Annotated in this window: 11 protein-coding genes, 1 tRNA gene and 2 pseudogenes; all 14 read left to right on the forward strand. The window is 46.8% G+C overall.

Translation table 11 applies throughout. From position 1 onward, the window contains the following. A pseudogene (locus VC188_RS11530) lies at positions 1-108 on the forward strand (elongation factor Tu); the annotation flags it as partial. Positions 109-135: 27 nt separating this feature from the next. After that, positions 136-211: transfer RNA gene (locus VC188_RS11535), tRNA-Trp, on the forward strand. A gap of 20 nt (positions 212-231) precedes the next feature. Then, positions 232-609 carry a preprotein translocase subunit SecE gene (gene secE, locus VC188_RS11540; RefSeq protein WP_215321267.1) on the forward strand — a complete coding sequence of 126 codons (378 nt, stop codon included), beginning with the start codon at positions 232-234 and terminating at the stop codon, positions 607-609. Positions 610-616: 7 nt separating this feature from the next. Beyond that, entirely contained in the window at positions 617-1,189 is a 573-nt protein-coding gene (nusG, locus tag VC188_RS11545) for a transcription termination/antitermination protein NusG (protein WP_072582060.1), read from the forward strand. 146 nt (positions 1,190-1,335) lie between these two features. Next, complete coding sequence (gene rplK / locus VC188_RS11550; protein ID WP_068320088.1) at positions 1,336-1,767, forward strand: 50S ribosomal protein L11; 432 nt, start codon at positions 1,336-1,338, stop codon at positions 1,765-1,767. Between the two features lie 2 nt (positions 1,768-1,769). Beyond that, complete coding sequence (gene rplA / locus VC188_RS11555) at positions 1,770-2,471, forward strand: 50S ribosomal protein L1 (protein ID WP_215321269.1); 702 nt, start codon at positions 1,770-1,772, stop codon at positions 2,469-2,471. A gap of 238 nt (positions 2,472-2,709) precedes the next feature. Then, positions 2,710-3,228: pseudogene (gene rplJ / locus VC188_RS11560) on the forward strand (50S ribosomal protein L10); the annotation flags it as partial. Positions 3,229-3,387: 159 nt separating this feature from the next. After that, entirely contained in the window at positions 3,388-3,762 is a 375-nt protein-coding gene (gene rplL, locus VC188_RS11565; RefSeq protein ID WP_173941805.1) for a 50S ribosomal protein L7/L12, read from the forward strand. Between the two features lie 226 nt (positions 3,763-3,988). Next, entirely contained in the window at positions 3,989-8,089 is a 4,101-nt protein-coding gene (gene rpoB / locus VC188_RS11570) for a DNA-directed RNA polymerase subunit beta (RefSeq protein WP_216154299.1), read from the forward strand. A gap of 1 nt (position 8,090) precedes the next feature. Next, positions 8,091-12,353, forward strand: coding sequence for a DNA-directed RNA polymerase subunit beta' (gene rpoC, locus VC188_RS11575; protein ID WP_215321272.1), 4,263 nt, complete (start codon positions 8,091-8,093; stop codon positions 12,351-12,353). Between the two features lie 177 nt (positions 12,354-12,530). Further along, positions 12,531-12,911, forward strand: coding sequence for a 30S ribosomal protein S12 (gene rpsL / locus VC188_RS11580; RefSeq protein WP_072582063.1), 381 nt, complete (start codon positions 12,531-12,533; stop codon positions 12,909-12,911). Between the two features lie 150 nt (positions 12,912-13,061). After that, complete coding sequence (rpsG, locus tag VC188_RS11585; protein ID WP_011901897.1) at positions 13,062-13,532, forward strand: 30S ribosomal protein S7; 471 nt, start codon at positions 13,062-13,064, stop codon at positions 13,530-13,532. Between the two features lie 27 nt (positions 13,533-13,559). After that, entirely contained in the window at positions 13,560-15,662 is a 2,103-nt protein-coding gene (gene fusA, locus VC188_RS11590) for an elongation factor G (protein ID WP_323484061.1), read from the forward strand. Positions 15,663-15,712: 50 nt separating this feature from the next. Continuing rightward, on the forward strand, positions 15,713-15,835 hold a 123-nt coding region (locus VC188_RS11595; protein ID WP_323483655.1), incomplete at its 3' end, for a GTP-binding protein.

Genomic DNA, 15,835 nt, shown 5'->3' on the forward strand with positions numbered 1-15,835 from the left:
ACCGTAAAACTCATCGCTCCAATCGCGATGGAAGAAGGTTTACGTTTTGCGATCCGTGAAGGTGGCCGTACTGTTGGCGCTGGCGTGGTTGCAAAGATTTTGGCTTAAGTAGTAAGTTTTAATTAGTTTTTATAAAGGGGTGTAGCTCAATTGGCAGAGCGTTGGTCTCCAAAACCAAAGGTTGGGGGTTCGATGCCCTCCGCCCCTGCCACGATTTGAACTGAAAGCAAAATGTCTCATCAAACAGCAAGTCATACTGAAGAAAAAAGCGGCTGGGTCTCTGGACTAGCTGCTTTAGTCGTCGTTGCAGCGCTAGTCTTGTACTACACGCTGGTAGATCAATCTATGTTGATTCGTCTCGCTGTTTTGTTTGGTGGTATTGCTGCTGCAGTTTTAATTGTGGCGATTTCACCAGATGGGCGCCGTTTTATCGCCTACGCAAAAGATTCTTGGTATGAAGTAAAAAAGGTTGTTTGGCCAACTCGTAAAGAGACCACCCAAATGACTCTAGTCGTATTTGGCTTTGTTCTGATCATGTCCTTATTTTTATGGATTGCAGACAAATTGATTGAATGGCTAGTTTTTTCAGTCTTTTTGGGCTGGAAGTGAGTAAAAAATGATTGATTCTGAAGTAGCTACTAATCCACAGGCTATCGGCAATATGCGCTGGTACGTCATTCATGCTTATTCCGGAATGGAAAAGAGCGTGAAAAGAGGTCTTGAAGAGCGTATTGCACGCTCTGGAATGCCTGAGAAATTTGGCCGTATTTTGGTCCCTTCCGAAGAGGTTGTGGAAATCAAGTCCGGTACCAAGTCAGTTTCTGAGCGTCGTTTCTTCCCAGGCTATGTCCTAATTGAGATGGAAATGACCGATGAGAGCTGGCATTTGGTGAAAAATACACCAAAAGTAACCGGTTTCGTAGGCGGCGTACGCAACCGCCCAAGCCCGATTTCCACTGCGGAAGTAGCAAAAATCATGGATCAAATGCAGGCTGGGGTGGACAAACCCAAGCCTAAGACCCTATTTGAAGTTGGCGAGATCGTGCGAGTTAAAGAAGGACCATTTGTTGATTTCAACGGAAATATCGAAGAAGTCAATTATGAGAAGTCAAGATTGCGCGTTTCTGTTACAATTTTTGGCCGCGGTACCCCAGTTGAGCTGGAGTTCGGCCAGGTAGAAAAGATGTAAAAACAAGGACTTATCCTAGTTTTAGTAGTAAGCAGTTAAGTGGTTAGCAATAACCGAGGAGCGGAGCTAGAAAGCCAAAAACTAGCGAAGCGTTTACTCAACAGCGGTCTTTCCTAATGAGGTTAGGCGCGCTTTAAGGAGCACACATGGCAAAGAAGATTATTGGCTTTATTAAGCTGCAGATCCCTGCAGGTAAAGCAAATCCATCACCACCCGTAGGTCCAGCATTGGGTCAACGCGGTCTTAACATTATGGAATTCTGTAAGGCGTTCAATGCTCAAACTCAGAGCATGGAACCAGGTCTTCCAATTCCAGTCGTGATTACAGCGTTTGCTGATAAGAGCTTCACATTCATCATGAAGACTCCTCCAGCGACCATCATGATCAAGAAGGCTGCGAAGATTGAAAAAGGATCACCACGTCCTCATACCGATAAAGTGGGTTCAATTACTCGTGCTCAAGCGGAAGAAATCGCTAAAGCAAAAATGCCAGATTTGACAGCAGCCGATATGGACGCAGCTGTTAGAACAATCGCTGGTAGCGCCCGTTCCATGGGCATCACTGTGGAAGGTCTCTAATCATGACTAAATTATCTAAACGCGTTAAAGCAATTCAATCTAAGGTTGATAGCAACAAGTTCTATTCATTAGATGACGCATTGAACCTCGTTAAAGAGTGTGCAACTGCTAAGTTTGATGAGTCTATCGATGTTGCTGTTCAGTTAGGCATTGATGCTAAGAAATCTGACCAAGTTGTGCGTGGCGCGGTAGTGCTCCCAGCTGGTACAGGTAAGCATGTTCGTGTAGCCGTTTTTGCTCAAGGCGAGAAGGCTGAACAAGCTAAAGCCGCTGGTGCAGAAATTGTTGGCATGGAAGAGCTTGCAGAACAAATTAAAGGCGGCAAAATTGATTTCGATATTTTGATCGCATCTCCAGACACAATGAAAATTGTTGGTACTTTAGGTCAAGTATTGGGCCCGCGTGGTTTGATGCCGAATCCAAAAGTTGGAACAGTGACTCCTGACGTTGCTACTGCAGTTAAAAATGCAAAAGCTGGTCAAGTTCAGTTCCGTGTGGACAAAGCCGGTATCGTGCACGCAAGCATTGGCCGTCGTTCATTCGAGCCGACTGCATTGAAATCAAACTTGCTCGCTTTGCTCGAAGCTTTAAATAAAGCGAAGCCACCTGCATCTAAGGGTATTTATTTAAAGAAGGTTGCCGTAAGCAGCACTATGGGTGCAGGCGTACGCGTAGACCAAGCATCGTTACAGGCAGCAGCTTAATTAGCCTGTAACAAAAAAGAACTTTGGGTCGACTCCTGCTCTTCGAGTGAGAGTCGAACATCAAAGACCGTTGGTGAATGAGTTTGCTTTTATAGAGATGAATTCTTAATCGTTACGAAAGTAATAACCAGCGCAGATGGCGACCCTGAAAAGATTTTCACAAGAACTTTGTGAACAAATGATCAGACGCTGGTGTGTAACCCCAACTGGAAACAGTTGGTTTTTATGGAGTTAAACCGTGCCTTTGAATGTACAAGACAAAAAAGCGATTGTTGCTGATGTCGGCGCTCAATTGGCTGGAGCCCAAACTGTCGTGCTCGCTGAATACCGTGGTATTCCAGTAGAGCAGTTGACAAAGCTACGTGCTAGCGCACGTGACCAAGGTGTATATCTTCGCGTTTTGAAGAACACATTGGCACGCCGTGCTGCACAAGGCACACAGTTTGAGCCCCTTGCTGATTCGATGGTTGGCCCCTTGATCTACGGCATCTCTGCTGATCCGATTGCTTCGGCAAAAGTATTGCAGAACTTTGCTAAGACTCAAGACAAGCTAGTCATTACTGCTGGCTTATATAACGGCAAGTTGTTGGACGTAGCGGGTGTTAAATCCCTCGCGTCTATTCCAAGCCGCGATGAGTTGTTATCTCAGTTGTTGGGTGTGATGTTGGCGCCTGTATCTGCGATGGCTCGCGTATTGGGCGCAGTAGCAGCACAAAAGGCAGAAGGAGCACCTGCTCCTGTTGCAGCACCGGTAGCAGAAGTAGTGGCAGCCCCAGCAGAAGTAGTTGCTGAAGCCGCCGCTCCAGAAGCAAGTGCTGAGCCTGCAGCCGCAGCCCCAGAAGCTGGAACAGAAACACCTGAAACCCCTGCCGCTGAATAAGCGACAAATTAACTATTTAAGTATTAGGAGCTAAAAATGGCGATTACTAAAGAAGAAATCATTGATGCAGTAGGTAGCATGTCCGTTATGGATTTGAACGACTTGGTTAAGGCGTTCGAAGAGAAGTTTGGCGTTTCAGCTGCAGCGATGGCTGTTGCTGGTCCTGCTGGTGCAGCTGGCGGCGCTGCTGCTGAAGAGCAAACAGAATTCACTGTTAACTTGCTCGAAGCTGGCGCAAACAAGGTTTCAGTAATTAAGGCAGTTCGCGAAATTACTGGTCTTGGCTTGAAAGAAGCTAAGGACTTGGTTGATGGTGCACCGAAGCCAATCAAAGAAGCTGTTGATAAGAAGACAGCGGAAGAAGCTAAGAAGAAGCTTGACGAAGCAGGCGCTAAGTCAGAAATCAAGTAATACAAACTTTTCTAGCGCCTCCCAAAAGGAGTCGTTAGTTACGTTGGGTTTGATCTTTAGAGGTCAAACCCGATTTCATTTCTGATTGAAATCGGGTTTGCCTTCTGATACGACTGCAGAATGCAAGTTTGGTCGGACACTAAATCTATCGGTTTAGTGTTGTCCGCCAGTGATTGGTAGTGGCCAATCGCCAAATCTTTGTACAGTCGCTGAATTCGGAGATGAAATGAACTATAGCTTCACCGAACGCAAGCGAGTCCGTAAAAGCTTTGCTAAGCGAGTAAATAACCACCAGGTTCCGTACCTGATCGCAACGCAGCTGGAATCCTACGCTAAATTTTTACAGGCTGAAAAGCCAGCAACGTCTCGTCTTACTGAGGGACTTCAAGCTGCCTTTACATCAGCATTCCCAATTGTGTCTAACAACGGCTATGCACGTATGGAATACGTGTCTTACCAGTTGTCACAACCACCATTTGACGTTAAAGAATGTCAGCAACGTGGTTACACATACCACTCTGCCTTACGCGCAAAAGTTCGCTTGATTATTTATGATCGCGAAGCGCCTACTAAGGTTAAAGAGGTAAAAGAGAGCGAAGTCTACATGGGTGAAATTCCACTCATGACAGAAAATGGCTCTTTTGTGATTAACGGTACTGAACGCGTCATCGTTTCTCAGTTGCATCGTTCCCCAGGCGTGTTCTTCGAACACGATAAGGGCAAGACACACAGCTCAGGTAAGTTGCTGTTCTCAGCACGCATCATTCCTTACCGTGGTTCATGGCTCGATTTCGAGTTCGATCCAAAAGATATTCTCTACTTCCGCGTTGACCGTCGTCGTAAGATGCCTGTCACCATTTTGCTCAAAGCAATTGGTTTAAACAACGAACAGATTCTTGCTAACTTCTTTAACTTTGACCATTTCTCATTAACAGCCAATGGCGGTTCAATGGAATTTGTGCCAGAGCGTTTGCGTGGTCAGTTGGCTAGCTTCGATGTGCTCGACAAGAATGGCGTTGTAGTTATTCAAAAAGACAAGCGTATCAATGCAAAGCACATCCGTGAACTCGAGGCTGCTAAGACAAAAACAATCGCTGTACCAGATGACTATTTAATTGGTCGTGTAGTTGCACGCAATATTGTTGATCCAGATTCTGGTGAAATTTTGGCTTATGCTAATGATGAAATCACTGAAGAGGTATTGGCTACATTGCGCGATGCAGGCATCAAGCAATTAGAAACTATCTACACCAATGATTTAGATTCTGGCGCATACATTTCTCAGACATTGCGTACTGATGAAACTGCGGATCAAATGGCTGCTCGTATTGCCATCTATCGCATGATGCGTCCTGGTGAGCCTCCAACAGAAGATGCTGTTGAAGCCTTGTTCCAGCGCTTGTTCTACAACGAAGATAGTTACGATTTATCACGCGTTGGCCGTATGAAAGTTAACAGCCGTTTGAACCGTCCAGAAATGGAAGGTCCAATGGTTCTGTCGAACGAAGATATTCTCGACACTATTAAGTCCCTCGTAGATTTGCGTAACGGCAAAGGCGAAGTAGACGATATCGATCACTTAGGTAATCGTCGTGTACGTTGCGTTGGTGAATTGGCAGAAAACCAATTCCGTGCAGGTTTGTCACGTGTTGAGCGTGCGGTTAAAGAACGTCTCGGCCAAGCCGAAACAGAAAACCTCATGCCTCATGACTTGATTAACAGCAAGCCAATCTCTTCTGCTATTCGTGAGTTCTTCGGTTCTTCACAGTTGTCCCAGTTTATGGACCAAACCAACCCACTTTCAGAGATCACGCACAAGCGTCGTATTTCTGCATTGGGACCTGGTGGTTTGACCCGCGAGCGCGCAGGCTTTGAAGTGCGCGACGTGCATCCAACCCACTACGGACGTGTTTGCCCAATTGAAACTCCAGAAGGACCAAACATTGGGTTGATCAACTCACTCGCGTTATTTGCGCGTCTGAATGAGCACGGCTTCTTAGAAACTCCGTACCGTAAGGTTTCCAATAGCAAGGTAAGCGACGAAGTGGTTTACCTCTCTGCTATTGAAGAAGCAAAGTATGTGATTGCTCAGGCAAACGCAACAATCGACAAGAGCGGTAAGTTGGCCGACGAATTGGTTTCTGCTCGTCAAGCTGGTGAGACCATGATGGTTAGCCCAGAGCGCATCGATTTCATCGACGTTGCTCCTAGCCAGATTGTTTCTGCTGCTGCTTCACTCGTTCCATTCTTAGAGCACGATGATGCAAACCGTGCGTTGATGGGTGCGAACATGCAGCGTCAAGCAGTTCCTTGCTTGCGTCCAGACAAGCCATTGGTTGGTACGGGTTTAGAGCGTATTGTTGCGGTTGACTCTGGTACTGTGATTTTGGCTTCCCGCGGCGGTATCGTTGATTATGTTGACGCAAACCGTGTAGTTATTCGTGTAAACGATGACGAGACAGCGGCTGGTGAAGTTGGTGTGGATATTTATAACCTCATCAAGTACACCCGTTCAAATCAAAATACCAACATTAACCAACGCCCAATCGTTCAGGCTGGTGATCGTGTTGTCCGCGGCGACGTAGTTGCTGACGGCGCATCTACCGACTTAGGTGAATTGGCTTTGGGCCAAAACATGACTGTGGCATTTATGCCATGGAACGGTTACAACTTCGAAGATTCAATCTTGATCTCTGAAAAAGTTGTTGCTGACGACCGCTACACCTCTATTCATATTGAAGAGTTGTCGGTTGTTGCCCGTGATACCAAGCTTGGTTCAGAAGAAATTACTCGCGATATTTCCAATTTGGCTGAGTCACAACTCTCCCGCTTGGATGAGAGCGGTATTGTTTACATCGGCGCTGAAGTTGAAGCTGGCGACGTATTGGTTGGTAAGGTAACTCCAAAGGGTGAGACAACTCTCACTCCGGAAGAGAAGCTGCTCCGTGCGATCTTCGGTGAAAAAGCATCTGACGTTAAAGATACTTCATTGCGCGTTCCATCTGGAATGATTGGTACTGTTATCGATGTTCAAGTCTTCACCCGTGAAGGTATTGAGCGCGATGCACGTGCACAGTCAATCATTCAAGAAGAATTACAACGCTATCGTTTGGACTTAAACGACCAGCTCCGTATTGTTGAGGGCGATGCCTTCATGCGTTTAGAAAAGCTGTTGATTGGCAAAGTTGCCAACGGTGGCCCTAAGAAATTGGCTAAAGGCACCAAGATCGACAAGGAATATCTTGCTGATTTGGACAAATACCATTGGTTCGATGTTCGTCCAGCGGATGATGAAGTTGCCTCACAAGTTGAAGCGATTAAATCTTCTATCGAAGCGAAGCGTAAACAGTTTGATGAAGCTTTTGAAGAGAAGCGCACCAAGCTTACCCAGGGCGATGATTTGCAACCTGGTGTAACGAAGATGGTTAAGGTGTACTTGGCCGTTAAGCGTCGCTTGCAGCCTGGTGACAAGATGGCCGGTCGTCACGGTAACAAGGGTGTGGTTTCTAAAATCGCCCCAGCAGAAGATATGCCATTTATGGCTGACGGACGCCCTGTAGACATCGTCTTGAACCCATTGGGCGTTCCTTCCCGTATGAACGTTGGACAGATCTTGGAAACCCACTTAGGTTGGGCTGCCCAAGGTATTGGTAAGCGTATCGATGAGATGGTTCGTGAGCACGCTAAGCAAACTGAATTGCGTAAGTTCTTCAAGCAGCTTTACAACGAAACAGGTCGTGTTGAAGATATCGACAACTTCACTGATGAGCAGATCACTGTTTTGGCTGAGAATCTCCGCCAAGGCTTGCCATTTGCAACCCCAGTGTTTGACGGTGCTACTGAAGCTGAAATCGGACGTATGCTCGAGTTGGCGTATCCAGAAGATGTTGCTAAATCTTTGAAGATGACGCCATCACGTCAGCAAATGATTTTGTGCGACGGTCGTACTGGCGACCAATTTGAGCGTCCAGTAACTGTTGGCGTAATGCACGTCTTGAAACTCCACCATTTGGTCGATGACAAGATGCATGCTCGTTCAACCGGACCTTACTCTTTAGTAACGCAACAGCCATTGGGCGGTAAAGCTCAGTTCGGTGGTCAGCGCTTTGGTGAGATGGAAGTCTGGGCCCTCGAAGCATACGGTGCTTCATATGTCTTGCAGGAGATGCTGACAGTGAAGTCCGATGACGTCGCAGGCCGTACCAAGGTTTACGAAAACATCGTCAAGGGCGAGCACACGATTGATGCTGGCATGCCCGAATCCTTCAACGTGCTGGTAAAAGAAATCCGTTCGTTGGGTATTGACATTGACATGGAGCGCAACTGATATGAAAGCATTGCTCGATTTATTTAAGCAAACGCAGGGCGAAGAGCAGTTTGATGTCATCAAAATTGGTCTCGCATCTCCTGAGAAAATTCGCTCATGGTCTTTTGGTGAAGTACGCAAACCAGAAACCATCAACTACCGGACTTTTAAGCCCGAGCGTGATGGTTTGTTCTGCGCCAAGATTTTTGGACCAACTAAAGACTACGAGTGCTTATGCGGTAAGTACAAGCGCTTAAAGTTCCGTGGCGTTATCTGCGAGAAGTGCGGCGTTGAAGTTACTCTCGCTAAGGTACGTCGTGAGCGCATGGGCCACATTGAGTTGGCAGCCCCTGTAGCGCACATTTGGTTCTTGAAATCTTTACCATCCCGTTTAGGTATGGTTCTCGATATGACATTGCGTGATATCGAGCGCGTTCTTTACTTTGAAGCATATGTAGTTGTAGATCCTGGTATGACTCCTGAAGGCGCAATGAAGCGCGGTCAGATCATGTCTGAAGATGAATACATTGCCAAGACTGAAGAGTATGGTGACGGTGCATTTACCGCCATCATGGGTGCGGAAGGTATTCGTGACCTCTTACGTTCGATTGATATCGATCGCGAAGTAGAAACGATTCGCGCTGATTTAAAAGCTACTGGTAGCGATGCCAAGATCAAGAAATACGCTAAGCGCTTAAAAGTGCTCGAGGCGTTCCAGACTTCAGGCATTAAGCCTGACTGGATGATCATGGAAGTGCTGCCAGTATTGCCACCAGAATTGCGCCCATTGGTGCCATTGGATGGCGGTCGCTTTGCTACCTCAGATTTGAACGACCTCTATCGTCGTGTAATTAACCGTAACAACCGTTTAAAGCGCTTGTTAGAGTTGCGTGCACCAGAGATCATCGTTCGTAACGAAAAACGGATGTTGCAAGAAGCGGTGGACTCATTGCTCGACAACGGTCGTCGCGGTAAGGCTATGACTGGCGCTAACAAGCGTCCTCTCAAGTCCTTGGCTGAGATGATTAAAGGTAAGAGCGGTCGTTTCCGTCAAAACTTGTTGGGTAAACGTGTTGACTACTCTGGTCGTTCAGTCATCGTGGTTGGCCCTACATTGAAATTGCATCAGTGCGGCTTACCAAAATTGATGGCCTTGGAATTGTTCAAACCATTTATTTTCAACAAGCTTGAGACTTTAGGAATTGCAACCACGATTAAGGCTGCGAAGAAAGAGGTTGAAAGCCAGACTCCAATCGTTTGGGATATTCTCGAAGAAGTGATTCGTGAACATCCAATCATGTTGAACCGTGCGCCTACATTGCACCGTCTCGGTATTCAGGCTTTCGAGCCAATGCTGATTGAAGGTAAGGCAATCCAATTGCACCCATTAGTTTGCGCGGCATTTAACGCGGACTTTGACGGTGACCAAATGGCGGTTCACGTACCTTTGTCGCTCGAAGCGCAAATGGAAGCGCGTACATTGATGTTGGCTTCGAACAACGTATTGTTCCCAGCCAACGGCGAACCATCTATCGTACCTTCACAGGACGTGGTGTTGGGTCTGTATTACGCTACACGTGACAAGATCAACGGTAAAGGCGAAGGGATGGTCTTCGCTAACATTACTGAAGTGGTACGTGCATACGAAGCAGGTCAAGTTGAATTGGCTTCTCGTGTTGCTGTCCGTATTACTGAGTTTGAGATCGTGGATAAGAAGGCAGAGGGCGACGCCCGTTTTGCTGAAAAGACCAAGATCTACCAAACATCAGTTGGCCGTGCAATCTTGTCTGAGATTTTACCGAAGGGTATGTCTTTCGAGGAAATTAATAAGCCTTTGAAGAAAAAAGAAATCTCACGTTTGATCAACACATCATTCCGTAAGTGCGGTTTGCGTGAAACTGTGATTTTTGCCGACCGCCTCTTGCAGTCTGGTTTCCGTTTGGCAACCAACGCTGGTATCTCAGTTGCGATCGACGATATGCTGATCCCAACTTCTAAAGAGCGCATCATCACTGAGGCATCTGCCAAGGTTAAGGAGTATGACAAGCAGTTCATGTCAGGTCTCGTAACCAATCAAGAGCGTTATAACAACGTGGTTGATATTTGGGGTGCCGCAGGCGACCAAGTTGGCAAAGCAATGATGGATGAGTTGTCACACGTTGACGTACTCGATCGTAACGGTAAGACTGTGCGTCAAGAATCCTTTAACTCCATCTACATGATGGCAGATTCTGGTGCGCGTGGATCTGCAGCGCAGATTCGTCAGTTGGCTGGTATGCGTGGTTTGATGGCTAAGCCTGATGGCTCCATCATTGAAACCCCAATTACTGCGAACTTCCGTGAAGGTTTGAATGTATTACAGTACTTCATCTCAACTCACGGTGCTCGTAAAGGTCTAGCTGATACAGCGTTGAAGACAGCGAACTCAGGTTACTTGACACGTCGTTTATGCGACGTCACACAAGATCTCGTGGTGATCGAAGATGATTGCGGCGCAACCAATGGTGTAACCATGAAGGCGCTGGTTGAAGGCGGCGAAATTATCGAAGCATTGCGCGACCGTATTTTGGGTCGTGTATGTATCGGTGACATCGTTCACCCTGACACACAAGAAGTCATTGTTCCGAACGACACATTGCTCGATGAAGATCACGTTGATCAAATCGTTGCATTGGGTATCGACGAAGTTAAAGTTCGCACAGTATTGTCTTGCTTAACTCGCTTTGGTTTGTGCGCGAAATGCTACGGACGTGATCTAGGTCGCGGTGGTTTGGTAAACGTTGGTGAAGCAGTTGGCGTGATCGCTGCTCAGTCCATCGGTGAGCCAGGCACACAGTTGACTATGCGTACCTTCCACATTGGTGGTGCAGCGTCACGTGCATTGGTTGCAAGCAACATCGAAGCTAAGTCTAATGGTGCTTTGAAATTCTCTGCCACGATGCGTGTTGTCAAGAACGCGAAGGGCGAGCAGATCGTGATTTCACGTTCTGGCGAAGCCTTGATCGTTGATGAGAATGGTCGCGAGCGCGAGCGTCATAAAGTGCCTTATGGTGCAACTCTCTTGTTGAAAGAAGATGCAGCTGTTAAGGCTGGCGCAAGCTTGGCGACTTGGGACCCATTAACACGTCCGATTATTTCTGAGTACGCTGGTATCGCTCGCTTCGACAACGTTGAAGAAGGCGTAACCGTTGCTAAGCAGGTAGACGAAGTTACCGGTCTTTCCACCTTGGTGGTAATTGACGGTAAGCGTCGTTCTGCAGCAAGCAAAGGCGTTCGCCCAATGATCAACTTGGTTGATGACAAGGGTAACGAAGTCATGATCGCCGGTACTGATCACCCAGTAAACATTGGCCTCCAAGTGGGTGCGTTGATTACTGTTAAAGATGGTCAAAAAGTCGAAGTTGGTGAAGTATTGGCGCGTATTCCTATCGAATCACAGAAGACTCGCGACATTACCGGTGGTTTGCCACGCGTTGCTGAATTGTTCGAAGCACGTTCACCAAAAGATGCAGCTGTCTTGGCGAAAGTTACTGGAACAGTTTCCTTCGGTAAAGAAACCAAAGGTAAACAACGTTTGGTGATTACCGATATGGACGGCGAAGCCAATGAATTCTTGATTCCTAAAGAGAAGCAAGTTCTTGTTCATGACGGTCAAGTTGTGAACAAGGGCGAGATGATTGTGGAAGGCCCTGCTGATCCACATGACATCTTGACTCTCCGCGGTATTGAAGAGTTGGCGATCTACATCGTTGATGAAGTTCAAGACGTTTACCGTTTGCAGGGCGTGAAGATTAATGACAAGCACATTGAAGTGATCGTGCGTCAAATGTTGCGTCGTGTGCAAATTACTGATGGCGGCGATACCGCTTACATCACTGGTGAGCAAGTTGAGCGTTCAAAACTGTATGACGCTAACGATTTAGTGATTGCTGCAGGTAAGCGCCCAGCCCAGTTCGAGAACGTGCTGTTGGGTATTACAAAAGCATCCTTGTCGACCGACAGCTTCATTTCAGCGGCTTCTTTCCAAGAAACCACCCGTGTATTGACTGAAGCCGCAATTATGGGCAAGACCGATACACTCCGTGGCCTCAAGGAAAACGTCATTATTGGTCGTCTGATTCCTGCTGGTACCGGCTTGTCTTACCGCCGTGCACGCAAGGTCAGAGAGCAATTCGAGCGTGATCGCGCTCAAATGATTGCCGCCGAAGAGGAGGCAATGGCCAATATGCCTGTAGAAATTGAGGCTGAAGTCGTTGCTCCTGCTGGGGAGGCTGATCCGAGCTAATTTGGTAATTCTGGCCAGAAATGGCCAGTTTTTTCCCCATTTGGTTGACGGAAAAGGCTGGCCAAGCTAGAATGCTGAGTTCTACTGATTCAGAAGAGGGTCTTTTTGACCTAGAAATTCTCTAAGTCATTGATTTTCTTGAAGAAAGCAACAAAGAAGTACTAACCGAGCTATTTTATGCCAACAATTAATCAATTAATACGTAAGCCAAGATCCAGGCTGATCGTTAAAAGCAAGAGCCCTGCACTGGAAAACAGTCCGCAGCGCCGTGGTGTTTGTACACGTGTGTACACCACTACTCCTAAAAAGCCTAACTCTGCGCTCCGTAAAGTAGCCAAAGTTCGCTTAACCAATGGTTTTGAAGTGATTTCATACATTGGTGGTGAGGGCCATAACCTCCAGGAACACTCAGTAGTGTTAATCCGTGGTGGTCGTGTAAAGGATTTGCCAGGTGTTCGTTACCACATCGTTCGTGGCTCACTTGACTTGCAAGGTGTTAAAGACCGTAAGCAGTCTCGTTCCAAGTACGGTGCTAAGCGCGCTAAGAAATCTGCTTAATAGCAACTTAAAGTATTTGCAGTAAGTCTTCGTTTGTCAGACTTAAAAGACAAGTAAGTGGCCGTTCCGTCTGGAAATTTTTCTGGATAGTAGGACGGCCGGAGTGGGTGATCCATGTGGGTCGCCCCTAACTGAACTGAAGGAGTAGTTATGCCACGTCGTCGTGAAGTTCCCAAACGGGAAATTTTGCCGGATCCAAAATTCGGTAATGTAGAAGTAGCTAAATTCATGAACGTCCTCATGTTGGACGGTAAGAAATCGGTTGCAGAGCGTATCGTTTACGGTGCCTTTGATCACATCGAGAAAAAAGCAAACAAAGAACCACTCGAAATTTTCTCAACAGCTATGGGCAACGTAAAGCCAATGGTTGAGGTGAAGAGCCGTCGTGTTGGTGGCGCTAACTACCAGGTTCCTGTTGAAGTTCGCCCATCACGCCGCTCTGCTTTGGCAATGCGCTGGGTGCGCGAAGCCGCTAAAAAGCGCGGTGAGAAATCTATGGCTCAACGTTTGGCCAACGAATTATTAGAAGCTGCAGAAGGTCGCGGCGGAGCAATGAAGAAGCGTGAAGAAGTTCACCGTATGGCAGAAGCTAACAAAGCTTTCTCACATTTCCGCTTCTAATCAAATAGTAAAGAAAAGGCACCAACAGTGGCACGTAAAACCCCCATCGACAGATACCGCAATATTGGTATCTCTGCGCACATTGACGCAGGCAAGACAACAACTACAGAACGCGTTTTGTTCTACACCGGTGTTAATCATAAAATTGGTGAAGTACATGATGGCGCTGCAACCATGGACTGGATGGAGCAAGAGCAAGAGCGTGGCATCACGATTACATCTGCTGCTACTACAACGTTCTGGAAGGGCATGGCTGGTAATTTCGCAGAGCACCGTATCAATATTATTGATACCCCAGGACACGTAGACTTCACTATTGAAGTTGAGCGTTCAATGCGCGTGTTGGATGGTGCTTGCATGGTTTACTGTGCGGTTGGTGGTGTACAGCCACAATCTGAAACTGTTTGGCGTCAAGCTAACAAGTATCAAGTTCCACGTTTAGCTTTTGTAAATAAGATGGACCGCACTGGCGCGAACTTCTTTAAGGTCTATGACCAGATGAAGTTACGCCTTAAAGCAAATCCTATCTTGATCCAGATTCCTATTGGCGCTGAAGAAAACTTCAAGGGCGTTGTGGACTTGGTAAAAATGAAGGCCATCTATTGGGATGAGGCTTCACAAGGCACTAAGTTTAGCTACGAAGAGATTCCTGCTGAATTAAAGGCATCTGCAGATGAGTGGCGCGAAAAGATGGTTGAAGCCGCTGCTGAAAGTTCAGAAGAGTTGATGGAGAAGTATCTTGGTGGCGAAGAGTTAACCGAAGAAGAAATCAAAAAAGCGTTGCGTCAACGTACGATTGCTAATGAAATCATTCCAATGATGTGCGGAACTGCCTTCAAAAACAAAGGCGTTCAGGCGATGTTGGATGCGGTGGTTGAGTTGTTGCCATCCCCATTAGACGTTCCACCTGTTCCTTGTGAATTGGAAGACGGCACACCAACTACACGTAAAGCTGACGATGCTGAGAAATTCTCTGCATTGGCATTTAAGATCATGACTGACCCATTTGTTGGCCAGCTCATCTTCTTCCGCGTTTACTCGGGCGTAATGAAATCTGGCGACACAATCTACAACCCAATCAAGGGTAAGAAAGAGCGTGTTGGTCGTTTATTGCAAATGCATGCAAACCAACGTGAAGAAATTAAAGAAGTTTACTCAGGGGATATCGCTGCTGCAGTTGGTCTAAAAGATGCAACTACTGGCGAAACATTGTGCGACCCAGATAGCATTGTTATTTTGGAGCGCATGGTATTCCCAGAGCCAGTGATCTCACAAGCTGTTGAGCCAAAAACTAAGCCTGACCAAGAAAAAATGGGCCTTGCTTTGAACCGCTTGGCACAAGAAGATCCTTCTTTCCGCGTTAAGACAGATGAAGAATCTGGTCAAACGATTATTTCCGGTATGGGCGAGCTCCACTTGGAAATTTTGGTTGACCGTATGCGTCGTGAGTTTGGTGTTGAAGCAACTGTTGGTAAGCCACAAGTTGCCTATCGCGAAACTATTCGTAAAGTTTGCGAAGAAATCGAAGGTAAGTTTGTTAAGCAGTCTGGTGGTCGCGGTCAATACGGTCACGTGGTATTGAAGCTTGAGCCACAAGAGCCAGGCAAAGGTTTTGAATTCATTGACGCTATTAAGGGCGGTGTGGTTCCACGCGAATACATCCCTGCTGTAGAAAAAGGAATTCGCGAAACATTGAACTCCGGTATTTTGGCTGGTTATCCAGTCGTTGATATCAAAGCTACATTGTTCTTCGGTTCATACCATGATGTTGACTCCAATGAAAACGCATTTAAGATGGCGGGCTCTATGGCATTCAAAGACGGTATGCGTAAAGCAGCGCCAGTGTTACTTGAGCCGATGATGGCTGTTGAAGTAGAAACACCAGAAGATTTCATGGGTAACGTAATGGGCGATCTCTCATCCCGTCGCGGTATTTTGCAAGGTATGGACGACATTCCAGGCGGCGGTAAGATCGTTCGCGCTGAAGTGCCGTTGGCAGAGATGTTTGGTTACTCAACTGGCTTGCGCTCGTTGACCCAAGGTCGCGCTACCTACACCATGGAGTTTAAGCATTATTCCGAAGCACCGAAGAACGTTGCTGAAGCAGTTATGGCTGCTAAAGCGAAGTAATTTATCCACATTAATTTTGAATATTGACTAGCTAAAGAAGGCAGACAAAAATGGCAAAAGAAAAATTCGAGCGGACAAAACCGCACGTAAACGTAGGCACCATCGGTCACGTTGACCACGGTAAAACCACATTGACAGCAGCAATTGCAACCGTGCTTTCTAAAGCATTCGGT

This window comes from Polynucleobacter sp. MG-28-Ekke-A2 (genome assembly GCF_035012985.1).
In the GTDB taxonomy this organism is placed as follows: domain Bacteria; phylum Pseudomonadota; class Gammaproteobacteria; order Burkholderiales; family Burkholderiaceae; genus Polynucleobacter.

Excerpts from the sequence above, each read along its gene's own strand:
- secE (WP_215321267.1), top strand. The coding sequence starts at position 232 with ATGTCTCATCAAACAGCAAGTCATACTGAAGAAAAAAGCGGCTGGGTC.
- nusG (WP_072582060.1), top strand. The coding sequence starts at position 617 with ATGATTGATTCTGAAGTAGCTACTAATCCACAGGCTATCGGCAATATG.
- rplK (WP_068320088.1), top strand. The coding sequence starts at position 1,336 with ATGGCAAAGAAGATTATTGGCTTTATTAAGCTGCAGATCCCTGCAGGT.
- rplA (WP_215321269.1), top strand. The coding sequence starts at position 1,770 with ATGACTAAATTATCTAAACGCGTTAAAGCAATTCAATCTAAGGTTGAT.
- rplL (WP_173941805.1), top strand. The coding sequence starts at position 3,388 with ATGGCGATTACTAAAGAAGAAATCATTGATGCAGTAGGTAGCATGTCC.
- rpoB (WP_216154299.1), top strand. The coding sequence starts at position 3,989 with ATGAACTATAGCTTCACCGAACGCAAGCGAGTCCGTAAAAGCTTTGCT.
- rpoC (WP_215321272.1), top strand. The coding sequence starts at position 8,091 with ATGAAAGCATTGCTCGATTTATTTAAGCAAACGCAGGGCGAAGAGCAG.
- rpsL (WP_072582063.1), top strand. The coding sequence starts at position 12,531 with ATGCCAACAATTAATCAATTAATACGTAAGCCAAGATCCAGGCTGATC.
- rpsG (WP_011901897.1), top strand. The coding sequence starts at position 13,062 with ATGCCACGTCGTCGTGAAGTTCCCAAACGGGAAATTTTGCCGGATCCA.